The organism is Sphingobacterium kitahiroshimense (assembly GCF_025961315.1).
In the GTDB taxonomy this organism is placed as follows: Bacteria; Bacteroidota; Bacteroidia; order Sphingobacteriales; family Sphingobacteriaceae; genus Sphingobacterium; species Sphingobacterium anhuiense.
Genome location: NZ_JAOQNK010000001.1, coordinates 4941801 through 4964158, shown reverse-complemented (window position 1 = coordinate 4964158; position 22358 = coordinate 4941801). Strand labels below are relative to the sequence as shown.

The window sequence follows — 22358 nt, the reverse complement described above, 5'->3', positions numbered from 1 at the left end:
CAATATTTTTTTATTTTCCTAATTCTATTAATTGGTAGATTTCTGGATGAACAGTTCTATGGGCTGCCAAGCGTTCCTGTACATAATCGTTCAAGGTATTCGCTAAAGCCTGATTAACGCGCTCTTTTAATCCAGTAATTTTTTTAACATCTTTCTCTGTAAAAAATGCTTTCAAAATCATTTGATTCCATGCTCCTTCTGAAAGCATAACTGATGGATAAGGATTATGATACATAATTGCTTCCAATACAGTACCTATATTACTACGGATTCCTTCTTCACATTTACCGACCCATTCTTCGGTATGGCTCAAGAAAGGTAAAGCGGAGTATAATGCAATCAGTTCATTCATTTCTGAAGCAATAAATAAAGTCTTGATTTTTTTCAGATATTGTTCCTTGTTCTGATCAGGTAACTGCATCAACAACCATACTCTACATAATCGGTCAATGGTCCATGCTTCCAAAGAAAAGCCAGGTAATAATTGTTTTAGATCAAAAACATCTTCGGATTGGACAACAATATTTTCTTTTCCAAGCTTTCTTGGGAGCTGGGAAAAACTCAAATTTAATTGAAGTGTTTTTTCTTCATTTTTAATCAATTCCACTTTATTGTCCAACCAAGACCATGCATCTAATTTTAGGTTTTGTTGGATAATTTTTTGAAATATATCACTTAGCTGTTTTTTCTTTTTTAAATCAATCACAAGTATAAATTTTATAAATTAACAGCAACAAAATAATTTATAGCTAATGCGCCACTAACAATCAGAAGACCAAAAAACTCTCTTGTCTTCTCAATATATGGCTTCGTTGCTTGCATACTTTCCACAATACTTGGTCTACGATATTTCATCAACCAATCGCGAACGCCATCTTTTGCAAAAAAAAGTATAACTGCATAAACTAGATAAAATACAATAGCACCAAGGTATATAAATGGATAGTAGAAATTAAACACGGCTAGTCCGCAACAAATAGAGGCCAGCATATAAATTGGAATCCACAGCCAGGAATCTTTATCGTTGAGATTTACATAGGCAAATCCTATAAAAGCAATGCAAAAAATAATATTTAAAATAATTAGCGCCATACGGTTAGGTTTATTCGATGAAATTTCATCATTACTGATACACAAATAAACAGATTATAAATCTGTTTTAATCAGTCAAATTGTAAAAAAATTAAGACGAAAGTAAAATCACAATAAGAGAGATGCTTAAACAACTAATAAATAGGTTTAAATTTCATCTTTTTCTATCCATTTAGTAACCTTGGGTGCTTCGTACCGTTCCATTTTTTCTAATAACTCTTCAATGGTATTTCCAAAAAGAAGCATGGACTTATTCTCTTCTTTCAATAAACCTTCTGCCGTCATGTGATCAATAAATAGCAGGAGGTGATCATAATAACCATTCGTATTGAGAATTCCAACTGGTTTTTTATGCAACCCCAGCTGACCCCAAGTCACCATTTCAAATAGCTCTTCGAGTGTTCCAAAGCCCCCTGGCAATGCAATGACTCCATCTGAATAATCGTGCATGATTCGCTTGCGATCATGCATGGTATCTACTGTAATTAACTTTGTAACCCCTGTATGCTCTCTTTCCTTGGAATTGAGAAACTCAGGAATGACACCTATCACTTCGCCTCCTTTTTCTAATGCACCATTGGCAACTGCCCCCATCAATCCAACTCGTCCACCACCATATACTAGACAAATACCTTTTTTCGCAAATACATGCCCGACATGAGCAGCTTGCTCCTCATAGATATTTTCTTTACCTAAACTAGAAGCACAAAAAACAACGATACTTTTAATTTTTCGCATCATAACACTTTTTTTATTTAAACAATTGAGGAACAAAATCATTGAGATATTTCCTCCAGTTGCTCCAGGTATGACCGCCTTCTGATTCGACATATTGATAGCTAAAATTCATCTTATCGAGTTTATCCCTGAAGCCGGCAACATGCTTGTATAAAAAATCCGTTTTCCCAATGGCAATCCAGTACAAGCGGTAAGCGTTGTTTTTTTGAACCTGAAGCTTGGCATCAAGATTTTCGTAAATTGGACTTTTCTTATTTTCTGGAGGAAGAATTGCAGGAGAAAATAATCCAATATAATCAAAAGTTTTAGGTTGGTTAGCTGAAATATACAAGGAATGAAAACCTCCCATTGAAAGTCCAGCAATAGCTCGATTTTTCGCATCAGCTTTCACCCGATAATTCTGTTCTGTAAAAGCTATGATTTCATTAAAATTAGCTTCCATATCTCCTGTAAAAATATCTGGAGTTACCATATCAATTTTATAAAAACCCTTAGAAGACTCCCCTGGTGCAGCCGCATTACTCGTGTGACCATTAGGCATAATGACGATCATCGGCTTTGCTTTTCCTTGCGCTATTAGATTATCTAAAATTTGTGAAGCTCTCCCTAAGGTCATCCAAGCTTCTTCGTCCCCCCCCATCCCATGCAAAAGATAAAGGACAGGATATTTTTCTTTTGAAGCCTCATAACCGGGAGGTGTATAAACGGTTAATCTACGATCTTCTTTTAGCCCTCTTGAAGTATACCATCTTTTAGCAACAGTACCATGAGGGACATTTTGAACAGTATAATTGGATGATTCTGATCCATTTACGATAAACATGCTCATGACAGAACTCACATCCCGAACCTGATAAGCGTTATTGGGATCAGTAGCTTTAACTCCATCCACAATAAAAGAATAGGTATAAATATCGGGTTTCAGATCTTGATTTGTAAACGACCATACTCCCCTTGAATCTTTAATTCCAGAATTCAAGTCATCAGTTTGCATCCAATTTCCCTGTAACTTTACAGTCTTCGCTTCTGGAGCCAAAAGTCTGAAGGTTATCTGTTTTCCGTTAATCTCGGGAGAAACAATGGTCTTATTGCCACTAAAATCGAGATTTTCTTGGGCTTTGCCAATTAGGGGCCCCAATAGCAATAAATATAAAATGGATGTGATCTTCATTTCTATGTTTTTATGAACATTAACAATACAAGCTTGACAAAAAGCTTAAGGCTAATAAGATATTGATTAACTAAACCCGCTTAATATTGGAGTATTTAAATTTAAGGAATTTCAGTGGGAAATACGAATATTTAAAATCACCATATGCTTTTAAAATGATAAAACGAATATTGTATTTCATCACCCCATATTACAGGACTTTAAGTAATAGTCAATTGAATATAAAATAGACATCACAGTTAATTACCACACACTAGCATCAATCAGATCGATCGGAACAAAATAAACGTCAATAATAGAAAACAGAGTCAATTCTAATTTTTGAGTTCTACTATCCACTATAGCAAACACGAATTTTTATTCAGCAAATCATTAATCACAAAAAAAACACTAACAATTTGACTGTTAGTGCTTTTTAACTGTTAATTATTCCAATTATTATTTTCCGATACAGAATTTAGAAAATATATTATCCAACAAATCATCGGTTGAAACAGAACCTGTAATTTCGCCTAAATGATATAATGATTGACGTATATCCATGGCTAAGAAATCAGATGTAACCGGGTTGTCAATTCCGTTGAGTACGCGTTCCAAGGATGTTCGTGTATGCTGAAGAGCTTCTACGTGACGGATATTGGTTACTAAGACATCGTCAGTATTTAAGTTAGATAGATTTACTTGATTTAATAGTTCATCTTTTAGCTCTTCTACCCCTATTTGTTCTTTTGCAGATATGTATAGCGGTTTTAAAACCTCATACTGCTTTTTCTGCTCTACTGTAAGCAAGTCAGCTTTATTAATAATTGTAACAAAAGGTATGTTCAACACTGCAACTTCTGCAATCTGCTCCTCAATATCTACCACCTCGTCTTGTGTAGGATCAAATAAATAAATGATTAAACGTGCCTGCTTCATTTTTTCTCTTGTACGCTCTACTCCTTTAGCCTCGATAACATCGATAGTTTCACGAATACCGGCAGTATCAATAAATCGGAAAGTAATTCCTTTGATATTTATTTCATCTTCAATCGTATCTCTTGTGGTACCCGCAATGTCCGATACAATGGCGCGCTCCTCATTCAATAAAGCATTCAACAATGTAGATTTTCCGACATTAGGTTTACCTGCAATTACGACTGGAACACCATTTTTCAAGACATTACCTTGTTCAAATGAAGAAATCAACTTACTCACCACTTGATTAATTTGTTTAATTAAACTTTTCAATTGATCGCGGTTTGCAAATTCTACATCTTCTTCTGAAAAGTCGAGTTCTAATTCTATTAGTGATGCAAAGTGGATCAAATCATCTCTCAATTTTTTCAACTGATTGGAAAATCCGCCTCTCATCTGTTGCATCGCAATTTGATGGGAAGCGGCAGAATTTGAAGCAATCAAATCAGCAACAGCTTCTGCTTGAGAAAGGTCCATTCCCCCATTTAAAAAAGCACGTAATGTGAATTCCCCTGCTTTAGCTGCTCGTGCTCCTTTTTTAATAAGCAAACTCATCACACGTTCAATTATATACTTAGAATTGTGGGTGGAGATCTCAACTACATTTTCTTTAGTATAAGAATTAGGACCTACAAATAGTGAGACCAATACCTCATCAATGATTTCTTCTCCATCTCGTACTGTACCGAAATGAAGCGTATGTGAAGCTTGCTTGAGCAAATTCTTACCCCGAAATACCTGGTTGGTTATTTCAATAGCATCTTTACCAGAAAGACGTATTACAGCGATAGCACCATTACCACTTGCTGTGGCTAATGCCACAATTGTTTCTTGTTCCAAAATAGCGTGTTCAGACATGATGCAAAGATAAGGATTACTACTTTAGTTCATGGGCAAATAAATTACAAATTGACGTATAAAAAACGAATAGCGAATAAATATTTTTTAGTTATTTTAATCTTTCACAAACGTGTAATCTCCATCGATCATTTATCCTATTTCTAAAGTTTGTATTAAAACTTTTCAAAATGAGTTTCAACCTATAGTCATCCTATAAGCTCATTCGGCTATTTGTTGTATGTATATTGTGCATAGCAGGTGCATAGATAACCTATTCATTGTGTCGATCTAGGCTGATGGTATAGTCAATGTTATCTACTTGCAGGCTCAATCCTATGTCGTGCTAGGGTGATCGTATAGCCATTGTTATCATCCTGCAGGCTCACTCTTATATCGTGCTAGGGTGATCGTCTTGTTAATCTTAAAAATACAAAAAGCATCACCTTTGTGGGGTAATGCTTAATATAAATGATAATAATTCAGTTATTTACCGTCGTAAATTAATTTATTTTCGATCATTCGGTTATTATATTGCTGTTCAAAAGCTTTAAATTTTGTTTCCATGGTATCTAGCACTAGGGGTGGTTGTTTCAATAAATCATGTTTCATCAACCTATCTTCTTTTAGATTGTGGAGGGAAATATTTTTTATTCCATCGTTGATCAGCAAATAATCTTTGTAATAAAAATTAAATATTCCTGAATTATTGTTGACTACAAAATTTTCCTTTGTTGGATTTAATGCATCGAAACCAAATGCAAAATATGGTTTATCATAATTCAAATAATTTAATACTGTAGGCATGATATCTATCTGTTGCGCCAATTTATCACTTCTACCTTTTAAATCTCCTCCTGGATGGTAAAGGATAATAGGAATCGCATAACTATTGGCCGCAGTCTGGTATTCTGGCAATGCACTTACCGTTGCATGATCTGCACAGATAACAAACAAGGTGTTTTTATACCAAGACATAGAAGATGCAGTTCTAAAAAATTGACGCAGTGCATTATCAGTATAACCTATAGGTTCTTGAACAGGTAAAGGTCCCTTTGGAAAAACTCCTTCATATTTTGAGGGTACTTTAAAAGGGTGGTGAGAAGAAAGCGAAAAGAAGCTTGCAAAAAATGGCTGTTTAAAGGTGTTAATTTCATTAGCCATATATTGCATAAACGGTTCGTCCCATATGCCCCAGATACCGTCAAAGTCTGCATCGTTATTGTATTCGTTTTTACCATAATAATGTTGAATACCGGCTAACTTCATATATGCAGAAAATCCCATACTTCCATTTGGAGCACCGTGAAAAAATGCTGTTTCATAACCTTTATTTGCTAACAAATTAGCAATACTGGTCGTTTTATTACCTGAATATACCGACAATACAAATGGTTCACCTACAGATGGTATTCCTGTTATAACAGAAGGCAATGCATCAATTGATTTACGTCCGTTAGCATAGGTATGTTCAAAAGTATATCCTTCCCGGATTAAAGAATCCAAAAATGGTGTATATCCTTTATACTGTCCGCCTTGAATATCTTTATTTAACTCTCCAAAATGTTCTTTTGCAAAGCTTTCCAAAATTAGAAAGACAACATTCATTTTTTTAAAAGGCTCCTTACTTTGAGGATAATGAACAGGATTATAAATTGTAGTCAGCTCTTGTTCTGTATACGTATGAATAGGTTTTAAATTAACCGCTTTTAACGTCTTCATTAAACTAAAAGGGGTATTTAATACAATATTCATCTCTTCGGGATTCGTTACATAATCTCCTGCATTACTTAATGTAATAGGCCTTGTACTATGCGCCCATCCTCCACGAACACCTCCAATAAACAGAAAAATAGCAATTAAAAAACAAGCCGATTGAATGCTATATGTAGGCCATCTAAACAGTAGTGGACGCTGCACTTGTACGAGATCATATAGCTTAATTAAAGCATAAATCAATATCGCAAATAGTATAAAAAGATACCAGTAGTCAAGGCAAAAATCTATAGCCAAGGAACCTAAATTTTTTTCATTTGCAAACTGATCAAATACCGTCCCTGTAGTTCGTTTCAAGGTAAATGGATAATAAGCAAAATCAACTAAATTTAAAGCGATTCCGATTGAATTGGTAATAATAAAAATCCACTTTGCTATTTTTTGATATAAGGTATTATACTTGAATGGTGCAGGAATAATCTGCATCAATAAATAGAGTATATTTAAATATAGTAGTGCTACGATATCAAATTTAACCCCACCCCATAACATATACAATAATTGAGCACTATTTACATGGGGAAAAAGAGCATAATTAATCCCATAAAAACCCAGTCTTAAAAAAGCATAAATTAACAACAGTATGAGAAATCTAATCAGCAAACCGAGATATGGTGCAAATGAACCTTTCAACTTTATCATATTTTCTATCTAATATTTTAAAAACTCTTTATACACTTCTTGGTAATAAGCTTTTCCTATATTGAGTAAACTATCTGTTTTTACAGGAGAATAGTCACTATTCTGTTTATAATTAATAATCTTCCCTACATTATCAAAACTCACGACTTGATCTGGTGTAATTACACCAAAAGCATCTTTAGAATTGTAAAACGCAATTTGAGGTGTGGTTGGATTCAATAAGTCGCGACTCCAATGGTATCGAGTAGCCGGAAGATTTAATTGATGAAGCAATGTAGCTACCATATCGGTCTGATTACCGATACGGTCGATTTTTTTACCTCTGAATTCGGGTTTGATTACATCGCCAAAAAATAAAAGTGGGATATGAAAACGATGCGGGTTAGACAACTCCCATTTCTCTGCAGGCAACCGGTGTCCATGATCTGCTACAACAACAAATAGGGTATTTTTATACCAGCTTTTGGTTTTGGCTTGATTAATAAAATCATAAACAATCGAATCTGTATAGAAGGCCGTGCTTCTAAATTTATCTGCATTTGATTTGGTCCCAAATTTATAACGCCCTGGCAAGTTAAAGGGTTCGTGATTGATTAGTGTAAAAATTGTTGAAAAGAAGGGGGTTTTCTCGGTATCAAAATCATGTAGCATTCGTTTTAATACAATATGGTCATAGACACCCCATGAAGCCCGTGAAACATCTACACCAAAGTTTGCATTATCGACAACTTTCGAAACACCGTGCATCAACATGTACGATTTAAAATTGTAAAACTCACTTTGACCCCCATGATAAAATGAGCCATGGTAACCTGCACTGCTTAATTCTTGACCTACGGCCGGCAAATTCTCATGTTTATCGATATACTTGATAATGCTTTCGGGTCCTTGTGCCGGAAAGGCACTGAATATTCCCACCATTCCTTTATCAGATCGATCTGCGGCCGCATAAATGTGATCAAAAAATACGCCTTGATTAATTAATTTCTCAAAATTTGGTGTAATTCCTTTTTCTCCTCCCATTGATTCAATAAGACCGCCAACAAAACTTTCTAACATGATAACAACAACGTTGGGACGTTTCGTAGTCAATATAGAAACGGATGAATCTGGATTTGCATTAAATGCTGGTTTTAAAGTCGAATGGAGCTGGGCTTCATCATTATAAAACTGATAAGGACTTTTTAACCGGGTACTTTTCGCAAAATAGTCCCGCAACAGTGCCCATTGTGTATTTACCGCAGCATGATTATAAAAGCTTTGCTCAGAAAAATAAGCTTTGCTCGGATTTAAAGTTGCTCTTCCATATCCTCCTCTTATAAAGGTAAATAGCAAAATAGCACCAATCAATAATTTAATAGCATTCTGCCAAGGCAACTTAATATTATAAAAATGCACTTTTTTGAACATCCAACGATATAAAAAATAGCCCACAACGATTCCGACAATCATTCCAAAAACTGGAAAGAATACAGGTGTTGATTCGGCAGAAGCAACGGCTCCAGATGGTGATGCTAAAAAAGCATCAATTGCTCTCTTTGAAATTTTATCGCCCCATTCCCGATAAATATTGATATTAATAAAAGAAACAACAAAATAAATAACGAGCAAAGTGATGGTGTACACATCCAATATTTTTCTTTTATAATGTACATTCGGTAAAAAAGATAAGATACAGTAGATAAGAAATGGAACTGCACAGATATAGGATACTGCTGAAAAATCTAAACTAAGGCCGTGATAATAGATTTTGAAAATCTCTGAGAAATTTTTCGATCCAATTTTATCAAAAAAAGCTGTTATAAACAGCAATCGATCAATAAAACATATGATAAGCCAAAATAAAAAGTACTGAGTTAGGGCCTTTAACTCATTGGCAATTCTATTCATTTTTAGTATTTATGTAAAACACGCAAATGTACGCTATTTCAGTAATAATAGTCTAAAATGTTATGATTATGTTATAAAAATATTACCATAAGGTCAATTTCAATTTTACAAGAGAAATGGTTGCAAAACCAACACTACAACAAGATCATACTCAACACATTAAAGCTTGATAAAATTTAAGATATACTCTTAATTATATATTTACATTTACTAATGTGGTTTTATACGCAATGAAAAGCATAAATGAGTCGAAAACCAATTTTTGAAATAGCAATATTAAACTTCTATAAAACAACTAAATTCGCTAAATTTGCAAACGATTTTGAAAAAAAATTATCATGAGTATAGCAAAAACTTACAATCCTAAAGAAGCTGAAGACAAATGGTACAGCTACTGGATGGAGAACGGATTTTTCCGTTCTACACCTGATGAGCGTGAACCGTACACAATAGTAATGCCTCCTCCGAACGTCACCGGTGTATTGCACATGGGACATATGCTGAACAATACCATTCAAGATGTATTGATTCGTCGAGCACGTATGCAGGGTAAAAATGCTTGTTGGGTCCCTGGAACCGATCATGCCTCTATTGCAACTGAAGCAAAGGTTGTCGCTATGTTGAAAGAGCAGGGAATTGATAAAAAATCATTATCGCGTGAAGATTTCTTAAAACATGCTTGGGAATGGAAAGAGAAATATGGTGGCATCATCTTAAAACAACTTGAGAAATTAGGTGCCTCATGTGATTGGGAACGCACAAAATTTACAATGGACGCTGATTTATCAGAATCAGTGATTGACACCTTCATCAAGTTCTATAAAGAAGGTTATATTTACCGTGGTGTCCGTATGGTAAACTGGGATCCACAGGGAAAAACAGCTTTATCTGATGAAGAGGTAATCCGTAGAGAGGTCAACCAAAAACTATACTACATCCGTTATCAAATTAAGGATTCAAATGAACAAATCATCATTGCTACGACTCGTCCAGAGACGATCATGGCCGATGCAGCTATCTGTATTAACCCTAATGATGAGCGCTATACACACCTAAAAGGTAAATCAGTTATTATCCCATTAATAAATCGTGAGATTCCAATCATCGAAGATGAATACGTGGATATAGAATTTGGTACAGGTTGCCTTAAAGTAACTCCTGCTCACGATTTGAATGATTATGCTTTAGGTCAAAAACATAACTTAGAAATCATTGATTTATTAAACGATGATGGAACATTAAATGCCAATGCTCAAATTTTAGTTGGTGAAGACCGCTTCATTGCTCGTAAAAAAATTGCGAAACTTTTAGAGGAAGTCAATCAGATCGAAAAAATTGAAGATTATAAATCTCAAGTAGGCTTTTCAGAGCGTACTGATGCTGCTATTGAACCAAAACTTTCCATGCAATGGTGGTGCAAAATGGATAAATTAGCTCAACCTGCATTAGATTATGTTGTAAGCGGAGAAGTAAATTTAATTCCAGACAAATTTACATCCAGCTACAAGCATTGGATGGAAAATGTAAAAGATTGGTGTATTTCTCGTCAGCTATGGTGGGGTCAACGTATTCCGGCATGGTACAATGAAAAAAACGAATGGGTAGTTGCAAAAACTGAATCTGAGGCAATTCAAGAGTTTGAATCTCAAGGTAAAGTTGCTGGTGCGATCCGTCAGGAGGAAGATGTACTCGATACATGGTTCTCGTCTGGTTTATGGCCTATGTCGGTATTCGACGGGGTTCGCAACCCTGAAAATGAAGAATTCAACTATTACTACCCTACAAATGATTTAGTAACAGCTCCCGAAATTTTATTTTTCTGGGTAGCGCGTATGATGATCATGGGACATGCATATACGGGTAAAGCTCCTTTCAAAAATGTATATCTAACAGGTATCGTTCGTGATAAATTGGGCCGGAAAATGTCCAAATCATTAGGAAATTCTCCTGATCCGATCGAACTGATGGCTCAATACGGCACCGATGGTGTACGCGTAGGTATGCTACTTTCTTCGCCTGCTGGAAATGACTTAATGTTTGATGTCTCTTACTGTGAGCAAGGTCGTAATTTTGCGAATAAAATATGGAATGCATTCCGTTTAGTTAAAGGTTTAGAGACTATAGATGCTCCTGCAACTGAAGCTCAGAAAACTGCGGCAAAATGGTTTGAAAGCAAATTTAATGCTACTTTAATTGAGATCGAAGATCACTTTAATCATTATCGCCTATCCGATGCCCTGATGTCTACTTACAAATTAGTATGGGATGATTTCTGTGCTTGGTATTTAGAGCTTGTAAAACCTGCGTATCAAACTCCTCTTGAAACGGAAACTTTTGAAGTGGTAAAGGGATTTTTCAAACGTATACTTACATTGGTTCATCCTTTTATGCCTTTCTTGTCTGAGGAACTTTGGCATGATGAACTATTTGGAGAACGCGATGCAAAAGATTGTATCATTGTTGCAGAGTATCCAACGGTTGGCGCTATCGATCAAAAAATCATTAAGGAATTTACTTTTGTTCAGCAGATTATTTCTGAAGTTCGAAATATCCGTAATACTAAGCAGATTTCACCTAAAATTGCTTTACCGTTAGCTATCAATGCAACAGAAATTGATTTTACAAACTATCAAGAAAGTATTATCAAGTTGGCTAACATTGAAAAACTAACCTTTGTTCAAGAAAAAGTAGCTGGAGCAGTTAGTTTCTTAGCTGGCAAAGAAGAATGTTATGTTGCGCTTGAAGAAAACATAGATGTAGACGCTGAACGTGAAAGAATCACAAAAGAAATTGATTATTTAAAAGGATTTCTCGTTTCTGTAGACAAAAAATTATCGAATGAGCGTTTTGTTCAAAATGCGAAGCCAGAAATTATTCAAAATGAACAAAACAAGAAAGCTGATGCTGAATCTAAAATTAAAATATTAGAAGATAGCTTAGCTAGTCTTGCTTAAATCATTTCAGAATTAAAAATTTAAGAGGGCCAATTTTAATGAAAATTGGCCCTCTTAAATTTTAGCGTTTCATCCCCATAGCCAATGCTACCCTATATTAAAAATATGTGCGTTTAAAAGACGATATAAACAATTAAAATTCAAACGCATAGAACTGAACAATATTTTCATTTATAATGATGTGTAAAAATAATTACATTCATATCCCTAATTGGAATCAAATTTGTCATCTAATTGATTATGATCATTCCAAAATAAGTATTTTACACAAAAAAACTAGATTGTTAAAAACATGAAAAAAAAAGCACTTCTCTTTCTATTTTCAATTACCTTTTTATTGGTTCGTGCACAGGAACAACCTGCAGCGTATGCTGTCAGTGATGAATACACTTTATGGAATTTTCAGAAAGGTGATACAGCTTATGTATTCGCTGACGTGGCATATGTCCGTGAAAATGCGGATACTAAATCGAAGTTGGTCGATTCTCTACAAGAGGGCGCAATGGTTGTTATTAACAGTGAGGGGTACAATGGAAGTACGATAAGAGGATTTTATGCGCCATGGTATAAAATTAGTTTTATAAAAGACAATGTCAAAAAAGAGGGTTTTATATGGTTAGGTTTACTAGCTCTCAACAGCATACTTAACCAGGAGGGCGAACAGTTCATTTATGGTTTTAAAAAATTCAGATCCTTTACTGAAAATTCACCATCTTATTATGACGCCGAACTCAAAGTTTTTGATCGAGAAAAAAACGTTATTGCGCGCGCTTCATATCAAGCTGAGGTAAATGATCAAACTGGTACCGAGACTAAGATCTTAGGAGGAATGGGATTAAAAAACATTAAAAATATTCATCGTTCTGCTTTTTTAGGTGAGGCATGTGGAATCGCTACCCAATATTACTATTTTGCATGGACTGGTCAAGAATTAATTCATTTTCCAAGCAAAATGTCTGTTTCTGATGCGGGTGTATTCTATTATGATGAAACAATCTTGTTCCCCTCCGAACATAAAGGTGATCCCACTATGATCTATAAAAAAATAGTTGAAGGCGAAAATATTGATGACAATTTAGATGAGCCGAATTACAAGGAAACAAAAAGTCAAAAGAAATACACCTGGGATGGAAAAACGTTAAGTGAGCTCATCGAAATGAGGTAAGCAATTGAAAGAAGGAATTTATTCACCTTTTTATAACCTATGTTCGCCGATGCTTTTTCTAGGTTTACCTAAAAAAGACGTGAATAAATTATTGTAGGATTTATCTTTGGCTAAACAAAGAAACAAAAGATATGATCTTAATAGCAGTATTATTACCTTGGCTTTCCTTTTTTTTAAGAGGGAAAATATTTTCTGGAATTTTATGTTTGATTTTGCAATGCACACTTATCGGTTGGTTGCCCGCGGCAATATGGGCAGTAGCTTCACGAGTTGATGGTAAAAATAAATCCAGATTTAATCAGTTTAAGCGTGAGCAACGCTTTTAACATTTCTATCCAATTATTTGGACAATAATGATTATATTTATTGGACATCATTTTAAAAATCAAATCATTATGAGCATTAAAGAAACTTTCTCGATTACAGGTGAAAATCTACTAAAGAAGATTAAAGAACTCATTGCGGATGGAAATGTGACGAAAATCAGCATATCCGATAAATCAGGAAAAGAAATCATGAGTTTCCCTGTTACTGTAGGTGCTATAGGCCTCATCTTTGCCCCTATATTTGCAGCAGTTGGTGCTATGGCGGCTTTATTGACAGAATGCAAAATAACTGTCGAGCGACAAGAAAAAGATGATAATGACCAAGACAATCAAAACACATCTCAGAGTATTGAAGTAAAATGATAGACATATGAAAGAGAGCACTTATGATCCTCTCTTTCACATTATGCTTTTTATTAAGAACTAGCTAATAACCGTATCTTTTACTTCTACTTTTACCCAATACTTACTATATTGATCAATCCCAGCTAGATGATCTGGATGTTCTTCATATTTTGTAATTGCTTCCAGATTTTCAAAGGTCAACATGATATGATATGAAAAAGAATTATCGACCACTGGTCTTGGATTAGTTTTAGCGGGTTTACCGATATGGCAAGATTGTACTCCTGGCACTTTTTTCAAAATGTCAAAAAACTTTAAAAAATCCTTATCTTCCTCTGCCGTGATTCCTTCTTTTAACCAGAAATAGACGCTATGAAATATAAATCCGGCATTGAATCCGGCTTGTGTTATTGTTGTTTCATTATTACTTTGTGTATTTAGACATGAAGTCAGTACTGTTCCACCAACGCTCGCTAGCGCTAATGAGCTTAAAAATTTCTTTCTTTCCATTTGTTTTATGTTGATTATCTCGAATATACGTAGAAAAAAAGCAAAAAACCAATCTAAAAGCCAAACTTAAAAATAGAGGTTGTATACTAGAAATAAGGCACTATTTTTGATTAATTTCGACAACATTACAAATACTTCTCCCTATATTTAGTTCTTGGAGAAAAACTGGAATATCCATCCTTCTTTGTAATAAAATTAAATGTAAAATAGTAAATAAGATATAAACATAATCACTTGTTTTACGTTATAATAATAAATTAAGGTTTATATAAAGACTAAAAAATATTTTGAATAAATTTAGCCGTATCGCATTAAAGACCCTTTTATGGATTATTGGATCTGTCATTGGACTCTTACTTCTCATTATTTTTTTGATTCGACTTCCTTCCGTGCAAAATTTTATTGCCGGAAAAGTAGCCACTTATGTTGAGGGCAAAATTGGCACGCCCTTTCATATTGGTAGCATCAATATTGAATTTCCAAAAAAACTTGTTTTAGAGAACATCTATCTGGAAGATCAATCTAGAGATACATTAGTAGCAGGTGAGGCCATCAAAGTGGACATCAATATGATGAAACTACTAAAAAGTACAGTAGAAATCCAGCAACTGGAGGCTACTGGCATTACCGCAAAAATACGTCGGTCTATGCCTGACAGCAGTTTCAATTTTGACTATATCATAAAAGCATTTGCGAGTCCTGAAAGTACCAAAGCAAAAACTGATACTTCTTCTGCTATGGTATTCAATATGGACAAAGTTATCTTTGATCGTTTTCATGTGGTATATGCCGATGACGTAATTGGCACGAGCGCTGACGTCTATTTGAAACATTTTGACACCAGGATCAAGAAATTTGACTTGACAAAAAATATGGCATTTGATATGCCAAAAGTTACTATTGACGGCTTAAGTGCATTAGTCACACAATGGAATCCTACCCAAGAAGGCGATGGCCCCAGTGTTGAAGATTTTGGAATTACTGATTCCACTGCAATTGCCACTTCTTTATTACCTGATATTGGTATTAATACGGCAGACCTGCGAAATATCAATGTTCGATATGAAGATAAAGCGGGAAAACTGAGAACAAGGTTTGCCATTCAAAAGCTACACGCGGATATTAATAGTATTGATCTTAATAAGGAAATTGTTTCAATAAAAAAGATTAATTTAGAAGGATCTGATTCACAGGTGTTTTTTGATAAAATAGCAAAAATAACTAAACCAGCCGCAGATAAAAATACAACAGCATCAGCACCATCCAAGGTTAATTGGATTGTTTCTGTTTCGGACATCAACATCAATAATACCAATGTATGGTATAAAGATGACAATCAAGCACGGATGAAAGGATTTGATTATTTCAATATTAAAATCCCTGCGATCAATACTGCGATGACTGATTTGTATTATAGCGCAGATTCAATTAGCGGATCGCTAAAATCATTAACAGCAAAAGATCACTCCGGTTTCGAAATTAAAAATCTAAAAGGTGATTTTATCTATACCAATACAGGTGCTGAGATCAAAAATCTGTATGCTGCAACTTCTAAAACATTATTACAAGATTATATTAAAATATCTTATCCTTCTTTAGAGGCTATATCGGAAAAACCTGAATTGCTTACTGTCAATGCCAACATTAAAAAGAGTCATGTTGATATGCGCGATATTTATTATTTTGCTCCGTTCTTGGATACTATGGAGATCATGCATCCGCTCATGAATAAAAAATTCAATATTGACGGAAAAGTAATGGGAAAACTGAACGATCTCAATATCCCACACTTAGATTTCAGCACATTATCGAATACAAAAGTAATTGCCAGTGCTAGACTCAAGGGTCTTCCTAATGTTGATAAGATGTCTATTGACCTTACGCTCAAAAAATTCACAACTGGCCGATCTGATATTGAACAACTTGTTGCCAAATCATTATTTCCTAAAAATCTTGAACTTCCAAATGCAATAGGGCTTACTGGAACATTTAAAGGGGGAATGCAATCATTCAACACCAATTTATCCTTAGTGACGGAAAAAGGAACTGCTAAAGTAAATGGTAAATTTGATATGGCAAAGCGTGATACGACATATGATGCTTACGTATCTATTAAAGACTTTGACATCGGAAAAATTTTGAAACAAGATTCTGTTTTAGGTATCTTATCATTTGAAGCCAACGTAAAAGGGCATGGATTAGATCCTAAAAAAGCGATAGCGAATGTGGACGGAAAACTAATCCGTCTGGATGCTTTAGGATATCAATACCATAATATCGATATGAATATGAATGCTAATGCAGGCGATATCGAAGCTTCAATTAATAGTATTGATCCAAATGTCAAATTCAATTTAAATGCTACCGCGAATATGCATGCAAAATATCCGAAAGTCGATTTTGAACTGATGGTCGATAGCATTAATTTACAGAATTTAAAGTTAATGGATGATGACTTCCGTTATCATGGCAAAATGGTCGGAAATTTTGAAACAGCAGACCCTAATTTCCTGAATGGAGAAGCACATATCATCAATTCTTCAATTGCATACAATAATGACCGCTACACTCTTGATAGTATTTCAATTATCGCTCGTTCGGATAGCAGCTCAAATCTTTTAATGTTAAAATCTGCCTTTTTAAATGCCCATTTAGTTGGTAAATATAAATTAATGGAGCTTGGTACAGCAATACAAGACATTGCACACGTTTATTATCAACCTGGAGCTCCTGTAACCATTCCAAAATACGAAGATCAACAATTTGAATTTTCTGCTCAGTTGACCAGAACAAAATTTATAAAGGACTTCTTACCTGATCTGACTGAAATGAAAGACATCACACTTGATGGTATGTTTAATAGTAAGAACAAGTTAATCCAGGCTAAGCTCGATGCACCAAAAATTGTTTATGCAGGCACAGATATTAATAGTGTGACTTTTGATCTGACAACAGTTGACAGCACCATGTATTATTCTGCTTTGATTAACAAAATAAAAGTTAGCAATATCGAATTGATCAATACGGTACTCAGTGGTAAAGTCATTAAAAATAACTTAGATTTTGGCGTTTGGATTAAAGACAAAAAAGATAAAGAACAGTACCATTTAGGTGCCCATATGAAAGTAGATCGTGGCAACTTTCTTTTTAGCTTACTAGAAGATGGATTAATGCTAAATTATGATAAATGGAATGTCGATAGTACGAATGTTTTATCCTTTGGTAAAGCGGGTATTCAAGCTCATAATTTCATTCTGGAAAACAAGGGACAGTTATTGGAAATTAAATCACAGGATAGTGTTCTGAATTCACCTATAGATCTACTTTTTAAAAATTTCAGAATTGAGACCCTCAGTAAAATGATTGCCGCTGATGACATGAATATTGGTGGTGGTATTAATGGACAAGCAACGATTTCACGCCTTGAAAGTAACCCTGTTTTTGTATCAGATATTGGAATTGATAAATTTTACTTAGGGACGGATACAATTGGAAATGTCAATATTAAAGTTAATAATGAAAAAGAAAACACGTATGCAGCCAATGTCAGTATTACTGAAAATGGCAATAACGTCAGTTTAATCGGAGAGTTTATAAGTCCTCCAACTGGAGAAGCTACTTTTGATGCTACGCTCAACATTGCTCCTTTAAAAATGAAGACAATTCAAGCTTTCAGCTTTGGGTACTTAAAAGAATCTAAAGGGGATGTCCAAGGAGAGCTTAAAATATCCGGTACGACTGATAGACCTGTTATCAACGGTGATCTGAATTTTAATGGTGCTGAATTTAATGTTGCTATGCTTAATGCGGCGTTCTTAATTGATAACGAAAAAATTAGTTTTGATAATAGGGGAATCTCTTTATCCAATTTCAACATCAAAGATAAAAAAGGCAATACTGGTGATTTGAATGGTACCATTTTAACTAAAAACTATACAGATTATGACTTTAATTTGAATCTTAAGACTGATAACTTTGAAGTTGTGAATTCGACTCGGGAGGATAATGATCTGTTCTTTGGTAAAATGTACGTTTCTTCTGATCTACGTATAAGAGGCACATTGGATAAACCTGTTGTCGATGGAAATATCAAAGTTCAAGATAAAACTGATTTTGTATTCATTATGCCGAATGATGACCCTGGTATGGTGGAGCGAAAAGGTGTCGTAGAATTTGTTGATAAAAGTGATACAACAAGAGCAAATGTTTTTGCAAAATTGGATTCACTAACAACAACAAAATTAACAGGAATCGATGTGACGCTGAATCTTCAAACTGACAAGAATGCTAAATTCAAAGTTATTCTTGACGAAGGATCTCAGGACGCCTTAAACATCCAAGGTGAAGCTGAATTAAATGCAGGTATCGATGCGAGTAACAAAATCACCATGTCGGGAACTTATACGGTCGACAAAGGAAGTTATTCGTTTTCTTTTGGGCCTGTGAAACGTGAGTTCTTATTTAAAGAAGGAAGTACAATTACATGGGCAGGAGACCCGCTAGATGCGAGAATGGATATCACTGCAGTATACAAAGTCAAGGCCCCTACCCTGGAATTGGTACAAACTCAACTTGGTGCAGATAATTCTAATCTATACAAACAGCGAGTACCATTTAATGTCAATTTATTAATCACAGAAAAGTTATTCGAGCCTAAACTAGGATTTGATATTGATCTGGATGAAAATAACGCCATTGCGTCTCAAGATGTGGTGAGTAAAGTCAATAATGCCCTTTCACAAATACGAACAGACCCTTCTGAAATGAATAAGCAGGTTTTCTCATTGATCGTATTAGGACGCTTTTTGGCTTCTAATCCATTTGAAAGTTTATCTGGTGGTGGCGGTGTCGAATCTATGGCACGTAATAGTGTGAGTTCATTACTAACGTCACAGTTAAACCGACTAGCTTCGGATTTAATTAAAGGAGTGGAATTAGATTTTGACTTACAATCCGAGCAGGATTTTACAACTGGAGTTGGGGAAACACGTACCGATTTAAATATTGGTGTTTCAAAAATGCTATTTAACGACCGTTTGAAAATCACTATAGGTTCGAATTTTGAAGTTGAAGGGAATTCAAGACCTGGAGAGCAAGCTGCGAATATTGCCGGAGATATTAGTCTAGATTATCAACTGTCTCAAGATGGTCGCTATTTCGCTCGCGTATATCGGAAAAACCAATATCAAGTAACACTTCAGGGCCAATATGTTGAAACAGGTATTGGATTTATCATCAATATGAGCTACAATAAATTCAGAGAAATTTGGATGAATTCTAAAAAATTAAATGAATATAATACCCGAAGCAAAAATTTCCGTAAACGTTTTGACGTAGAACGTATGGAAACCGACTCCGTTTACAGGGACAGCGTCCGCTTTGCAATTCGAGATAGTATGATGCGTAACGATCCTAAGAAATATAAAGAACGTTACTTGGATAGAAAACAAATCCAGCAAACCAAACCAAGCAATAAGACTGATTCAACGAATCAGAAAACAGATACAATAGGAGAAAAAGTGATTAGAAATGAAGAAAGGGAGAATAATGAAAAATAGCAATCAATTTATAGCTTTTGTTGTATTTATAGGGCTTTTCATTGCTTCTTGTTCGACCACAAAAAATTTAAAAGAGGGTCAGTCCTTATATGTGGATGGCCATGTCGATATTGAATCGGATACGATTTCCAAAGAACATAAAAAGGCCTTAGCTACGCATCTGGAACAGGTATTAATGCCCAAACCCAATAAGACACTTTTTGGATGGCGTTACAAACTAGCTTTCAACAACATGGCTGGTGATTCAGTTGGAAAAAACTTCATTCGCAGACAACTAAAAAAAATGGGTGAAGAACCCGTTTTATTGAGTGATGTAAATAGGGAATATAATGAAAACCTGTTAAGAAATCGACTTGAAAATATTGGTTTCTTTAATGCAGAGGTAAAGTCTGACACTACAATTAAGGATAAAGAAGCGACCATACACTATATTGCGACGACTAATCTGATTTATAAAATAAAATCTGTTACGTTTAATGTAGACAGTACGATACAGCTTGGCCGAGATATACTCCTATCTCGTGATAAGTCTCTTTTAAAGGTTGGTAAGCATTATAGTTTAGATGATATCCTGAATGAACGTGATCGGATTGATAATGAACTTAAAAATATTGGGTACTATTATTTCAGTCCTGACTATATATTGGTGGAAGCAGATAGTACAATTGGAGATAATAAAGTCAATTTATATGTCACTATTAAACCTGAAACACCTGTTATAGCTAAATCACCATCCAAGATAAATAATATATACATCTATCCAAATTATACGGACGAAGGTACAGGATATCAACGTGCTCCACGTAATGCGCAATTATTCGATAGTTCATATTACTTTATAGATCCAAAAAATACCTTTAGAAAACCCGTTATAGCTAACCATATCTTCTTTAAAAAAGGAGATCGTTATAATCGCGGTGCCCATAATAAAACAATCAGTCATCTTGTAAATCTAAATAGCTTCAAATTTGTTAAAAACAACTTCGTTGATAGTAAAGATGTCAAAAACGGACTAGATGTATATTACTATCTTACTCCTCTTCCTAAGAAATCTATTCGTCTCGAATTGTTAGGAAAAATGGCTTCGGTATATAATGGATCCGAACTTAATGTGAACTGGCAATTACGCAATGCCTTTAGAGGTGCCGAACTGTTAAGTCTAAATGTTTTTGGTGGATACGAAACACAGACCGGTGGAAGTGTAAGTCTAAACTCAAGCTATTATCGCTATGGTGCAGATCTTACTTTAACATTTCCCCGTATTCTTTCGCCTTTCAAAATAAATCCCAGTCGTAGATTTATACCAAAAACCTACATCAAAACGGGATTTGAATTCTTAAATAGAACTCGAGCATATACATTACGATCTCTAAAACTAGACTATGGTTATATCTGGCAGGAATCTGAAGAGAAACAACATGATTTGGGATTATTAGAGATTACATATGTACAGCCCAGCCGTATTTCAGACGAATATAAAGCCCAGATGGATACGGTACCAACGCTAAAACATGCTATAGAGCCACAGTTTACTATTGGTCCAAATTATAATTTTACTTTATCCAATATGATGAACAAAAATCTAAAAAACACCTTTTATTTTAAAGGAAATTTAGATTTATCTGGTAATGTATTGGGATTGATAAAAGGTGCCAACTACAATGAGGGTAAAACATTTAAATTATTCAACGCTTATTTTTCTCAATATATCAAGGTAAGTGGTGATGGTAGACATTATTTAAAACTAAGTGAAAATTCACAATTAGCATCGCGAGTCAGTTTAGGTCTAAGTTACTCTTATGGTAACTCCCGTGCTTTACCCTATCTAAAACAGTATTATGTGGGTGGTCCAAACAGTATTCGCGCTTTTGCTGCTCGAGCAATTGGTCCAGGAACTTTAAAACCTCAAAACATTGGGACCAATAAGTTCTATGCTGATCAAACTGGAGATATAAAATTGGAAATGAGTACAGAATATCGTGCTAAATTGGCTGGTTTTGTCCATTGGGCGGCATTTATTGATGCCGGTAATGTGTGGCTACAAAATACAGATGATGAAAAGCCCGGAGCAAAATTTAGCAAAGATTTCTTGACTGAATTAGCTGTCGGTGGCGGTTTAGGTTTAAGATTTGACTTTACTTTTCTTATATTAAGAACAGATTTTGCTATTCCATTCCGTATTCCATATTTGGATAAAGGAGAGCGTTGGGTCTTGAAAGATATTGATTTAGGAAGTAGCAGATGGCGCAAGGACAACTTAATGTTTAATCTAGCTATTGGCTATCCATTTTAATAAAAAGGAGAACGAAAGTTCTCCTTTTTATTTCCTATCATTTTTTATACAACTTAATTGCTTTCCTACTATTTATTGAGTAAATTCAAAGAAAAATTAATGTC

The 22358-nt window shown here is 34.7% G+C and carries 14 protein-coding genes; 6 read left to right on the top strand and 8 right to left on the bottom strand.

Features of this window, described 5'->3' with window-relative positions; genetic code table 11:
- Positions 1–10: 10 nt before the first annotated feature.
- The 7 genes from M2265_RS21545 to M2265_RS21515 all read right to left on the bottom strand — a co-directional run bounded on the left by M2265_RS21545 (position 11) and on the right by M2265_RS21515 (position 9103).
- Complete coding sequence (locus M2265_RS21545) at positions 11–706, bottom strand: EboA domain-containing protein (RefSeq protein WP_243655430.1); 696 nt, start codon at positions 704–706, stop codon at positions 11–13.
- A gap of 11 nt (positions 707–717) precedes the next feature.
- On the bottom strand, positions 718–1092 hold the full coding sequence (locus M2265_RS21540; protein ID WP_132770816.1) for a transmembrane 220 family protein: 375 nt from the start codon (positions 1090–1092) through the stop codon (positions 718–720).
- 147 nt (positions 1093–1239) lie between these two features.
- Complete coding sequence (locus tag M2265_RS21535; RefSeq protein ID WP_132771061.1) at positions 1240–1833, bottom strand: TIGR00730 family Rossman fold protein; 594 nt, start codon at positions 1831–1833, stop codon at positions 1240–1242.
- Between the two features lie 10 nt (positions 1834–1843).
- Entirely contained in the window at positions 1844–3001 is a 1158-nt protein-coding gene (locus M2265_RS21530) for an esterase (RefSeq protein WP_132770818.1), read from the bottom strand.
- A gap of 438 nt (positions 3002–3439) precedes the next feature.
- A complete protein-coding gene (mnmE, locus tag M2265_RS21525; protein WP_132770820.1) occupies positions 3440–4816 on the bottom strand; it encodes a tRNA uridine-5-carboxymethylaminomethyl(34) synthesis GTPase MnmE in 1377 nt (458 codons plus the stop codon).
- A gap of 465 nt (positions 4817–5281) precedes the next feature.
- Entirely contained in the window at positions 5282–7213 is a 1932-nt protein-coding gene (locus M2265_RS21520; RefSeq protein WP_132770822.1) for an LTA synthase family protein, read from the bottom strand.
- A 9-nt stretch (positions 7214–7222) separates the two neighbouring features.
- Complete coding sequence (locus tag M2265_RS21515) at positions 7223–9103, bottom strand: LTA synthase family protein (protein WP_132770823.1); 1881 nt, start codon at positions 9101–9103, stop codon at positions 7223–7225.
- Between the two features lie 338 nt (positions 9104–9441).
- Between M2265_RS21515 and M2265_RS21510 the strand changes: the two genes are divergently transcribed.
- The 4 genes from M2265_RS21510 to M2265_RS21495 all read left to right on the top strand — a co-directional run bounded on the left by M2265_RS21510 (position 9442) and on the right by M2265_RS21495 (position 13911).
- Positions 9442–12057, top strand: coding sequence for a valine--tRNA ligase (locus M2265_RS21510; protein ID WP_132770825.1), 2616 nt, complete (start codon positions 9442–9444; stop codon positions 12055–12057).
- A 292-nt stretch (positions 12058–12349) separates the two neighbouring features.
- Positions 12350–13222, top strand: coding sequence for a hypothetical protein (locus M2265_RS21505; RefSeq protein ID WP_132770827.1), 873 nt, complete (start codon positions 12350–12352; stop codon positions 13220–13222).
- A gap of 131 nt (positions 13223–13353) precedes the next feature.
- Positions 13354–13548, top strand: coding sequence for a YqaE/Pmp3 family membrane protein (locus M2265_RS21500; protein WP_021188471.1), 195 nt, complete (start codon positions 13354–13356; stop codon positions 13546–13548).
- A gap of 69 nt (positions 13549–13617) precedes the next feature.
- Positions 13618–13911, top strand: coding sequence for a DUF4342 domain-containing protein (locus M2265_RS21495; RefSeq protein WP_037525171.1), 294 nt, complete (start codon positions 13618–13620; stop codon positions 13909–13911).
- Positions 13912–13971: 60 nt separating this feature from the next.
- Here the strand turns inward: M2265_RS21495 and M2265_RS21490 are convergent, their stop codons facing one another.
- Complete coding sequence (locus M2265_RS21490) at positions 13972–14403, bottom strand: Dabb family protein (protein WP_132770829.1); 432 nt, start codon at positions 14401–14403, stop codon at positions 13972–13974.
- A gap of 287 nt (positions 14404–14690) precedes the next feature.
- Here M2265_RS21490 and M2265_RS21485 point away from each other — a divergent pair, with 287 nt between their 5' ends.
- Positions 14691–19961 (top strand): translocation/assembly module TamB domain-containing protein, encoded by a 5271-nt coding sequence (locus M2265_RS21485; protein WP_132770830.1) that lies wholly within the window; start codon positions 14691–14693, stop codon positions 19959–19961.
- Complete coding sequence (locus tag M2265_RS21480) at positions 19951–22254, top strand: BamA/TamA family outer membrane protein (RefSeq protein WP_237682784.1); 2304 nt, start codon at positions 19951–19953, stop codon at positions 22252–22254. The genes M2265_RS21485 and M2265_RS21480 overlap by 11 nt, the downstream gene beginning before the upstream one ends.
- Positions 22255–22358: the final 104 nt, after the last annotated feature.

Coding starts and splice junctions, on each gene's coding strand:
- M2265_RS21540 (WP_132770816.1), bottom strand. CDS start 1,092: ATGGCGCTAATTATTTTAAATATTATTTTTTGCATTGCTTTTATAGGA.
- M2265_RS21535 (WP_132771061.1), bottom strand. CDS start 1,833: ATGATGCGAAAAATTAAAAGTATCGTTGTTTTTTGTGCTTCTAGTTTA.
- M2265_RS21530 (WP_132770818.1), bottom strand. CDS start 3,001: ATGAAGATCACATCCATTTTATATTTATTGCTATTGGGGCCCCTAATT.
- mnmE (WP_132770820.1), bottom strand. CDS start 4,816: ATGTCTGAACACGCTATTTTGGAACAAGAAACAATTGTGGCATTAGCC.
- M2265_RS21520 (WP_132770822.1), bottom strand. CDS start 7,213: ATGATAAAGTTGAAAGGTTCATTTGCACCATATCTCGGTTTGCTGATT.
- M2265_RS21515 (WP_132770823.1), bottom strand. CDS start 9,103: ATGAATAGAATTGCCAATGAGTTAAAGGCCCTAACTCAGTACTTTTTA.
- M2265_RS21510 (WP_132770825.1), top strand. CDS start 9,442: ATGAGTATAGCAAAAACTTACAATCCTAAAGAAGCTGAAGACAAATGG.
- M2265_RS21505 (WP_132770827.1), top strand. CDS start 12,350: ATGAAAAAAAAAGCACTTCTCTTTCTATTTTCAATTACCTTTTTATTG.
- M2265_RS21500 (WP_021188471.1), top strand. CDS start 13,354: ATGATCTTAATAGCAGTATTATTACCTTGGCTTTCCTTTTTTTTAAGA.
- M2265_RS21495 (WP_037525171.1), top strand. CDS start 13,618: ATGAGCATTAAAGAAACTTTCTCGATTACAGGTGAAAATCTACTAAAG.
- M2265_RS21490 (WP_132770829.1), bottom strand. CDS start 14,403: ATGGAAAGAAAGAAATTTTTAAGCTCATTAGCGCTAGCGAGCGTTGGT.
- M2265_RS21480 (WP_237682784.1), top strand. CDS start 19,951: ATGAAAAATAGCAATCAATTTATAGCTTTTGTTGTATTTATAGGGCTT.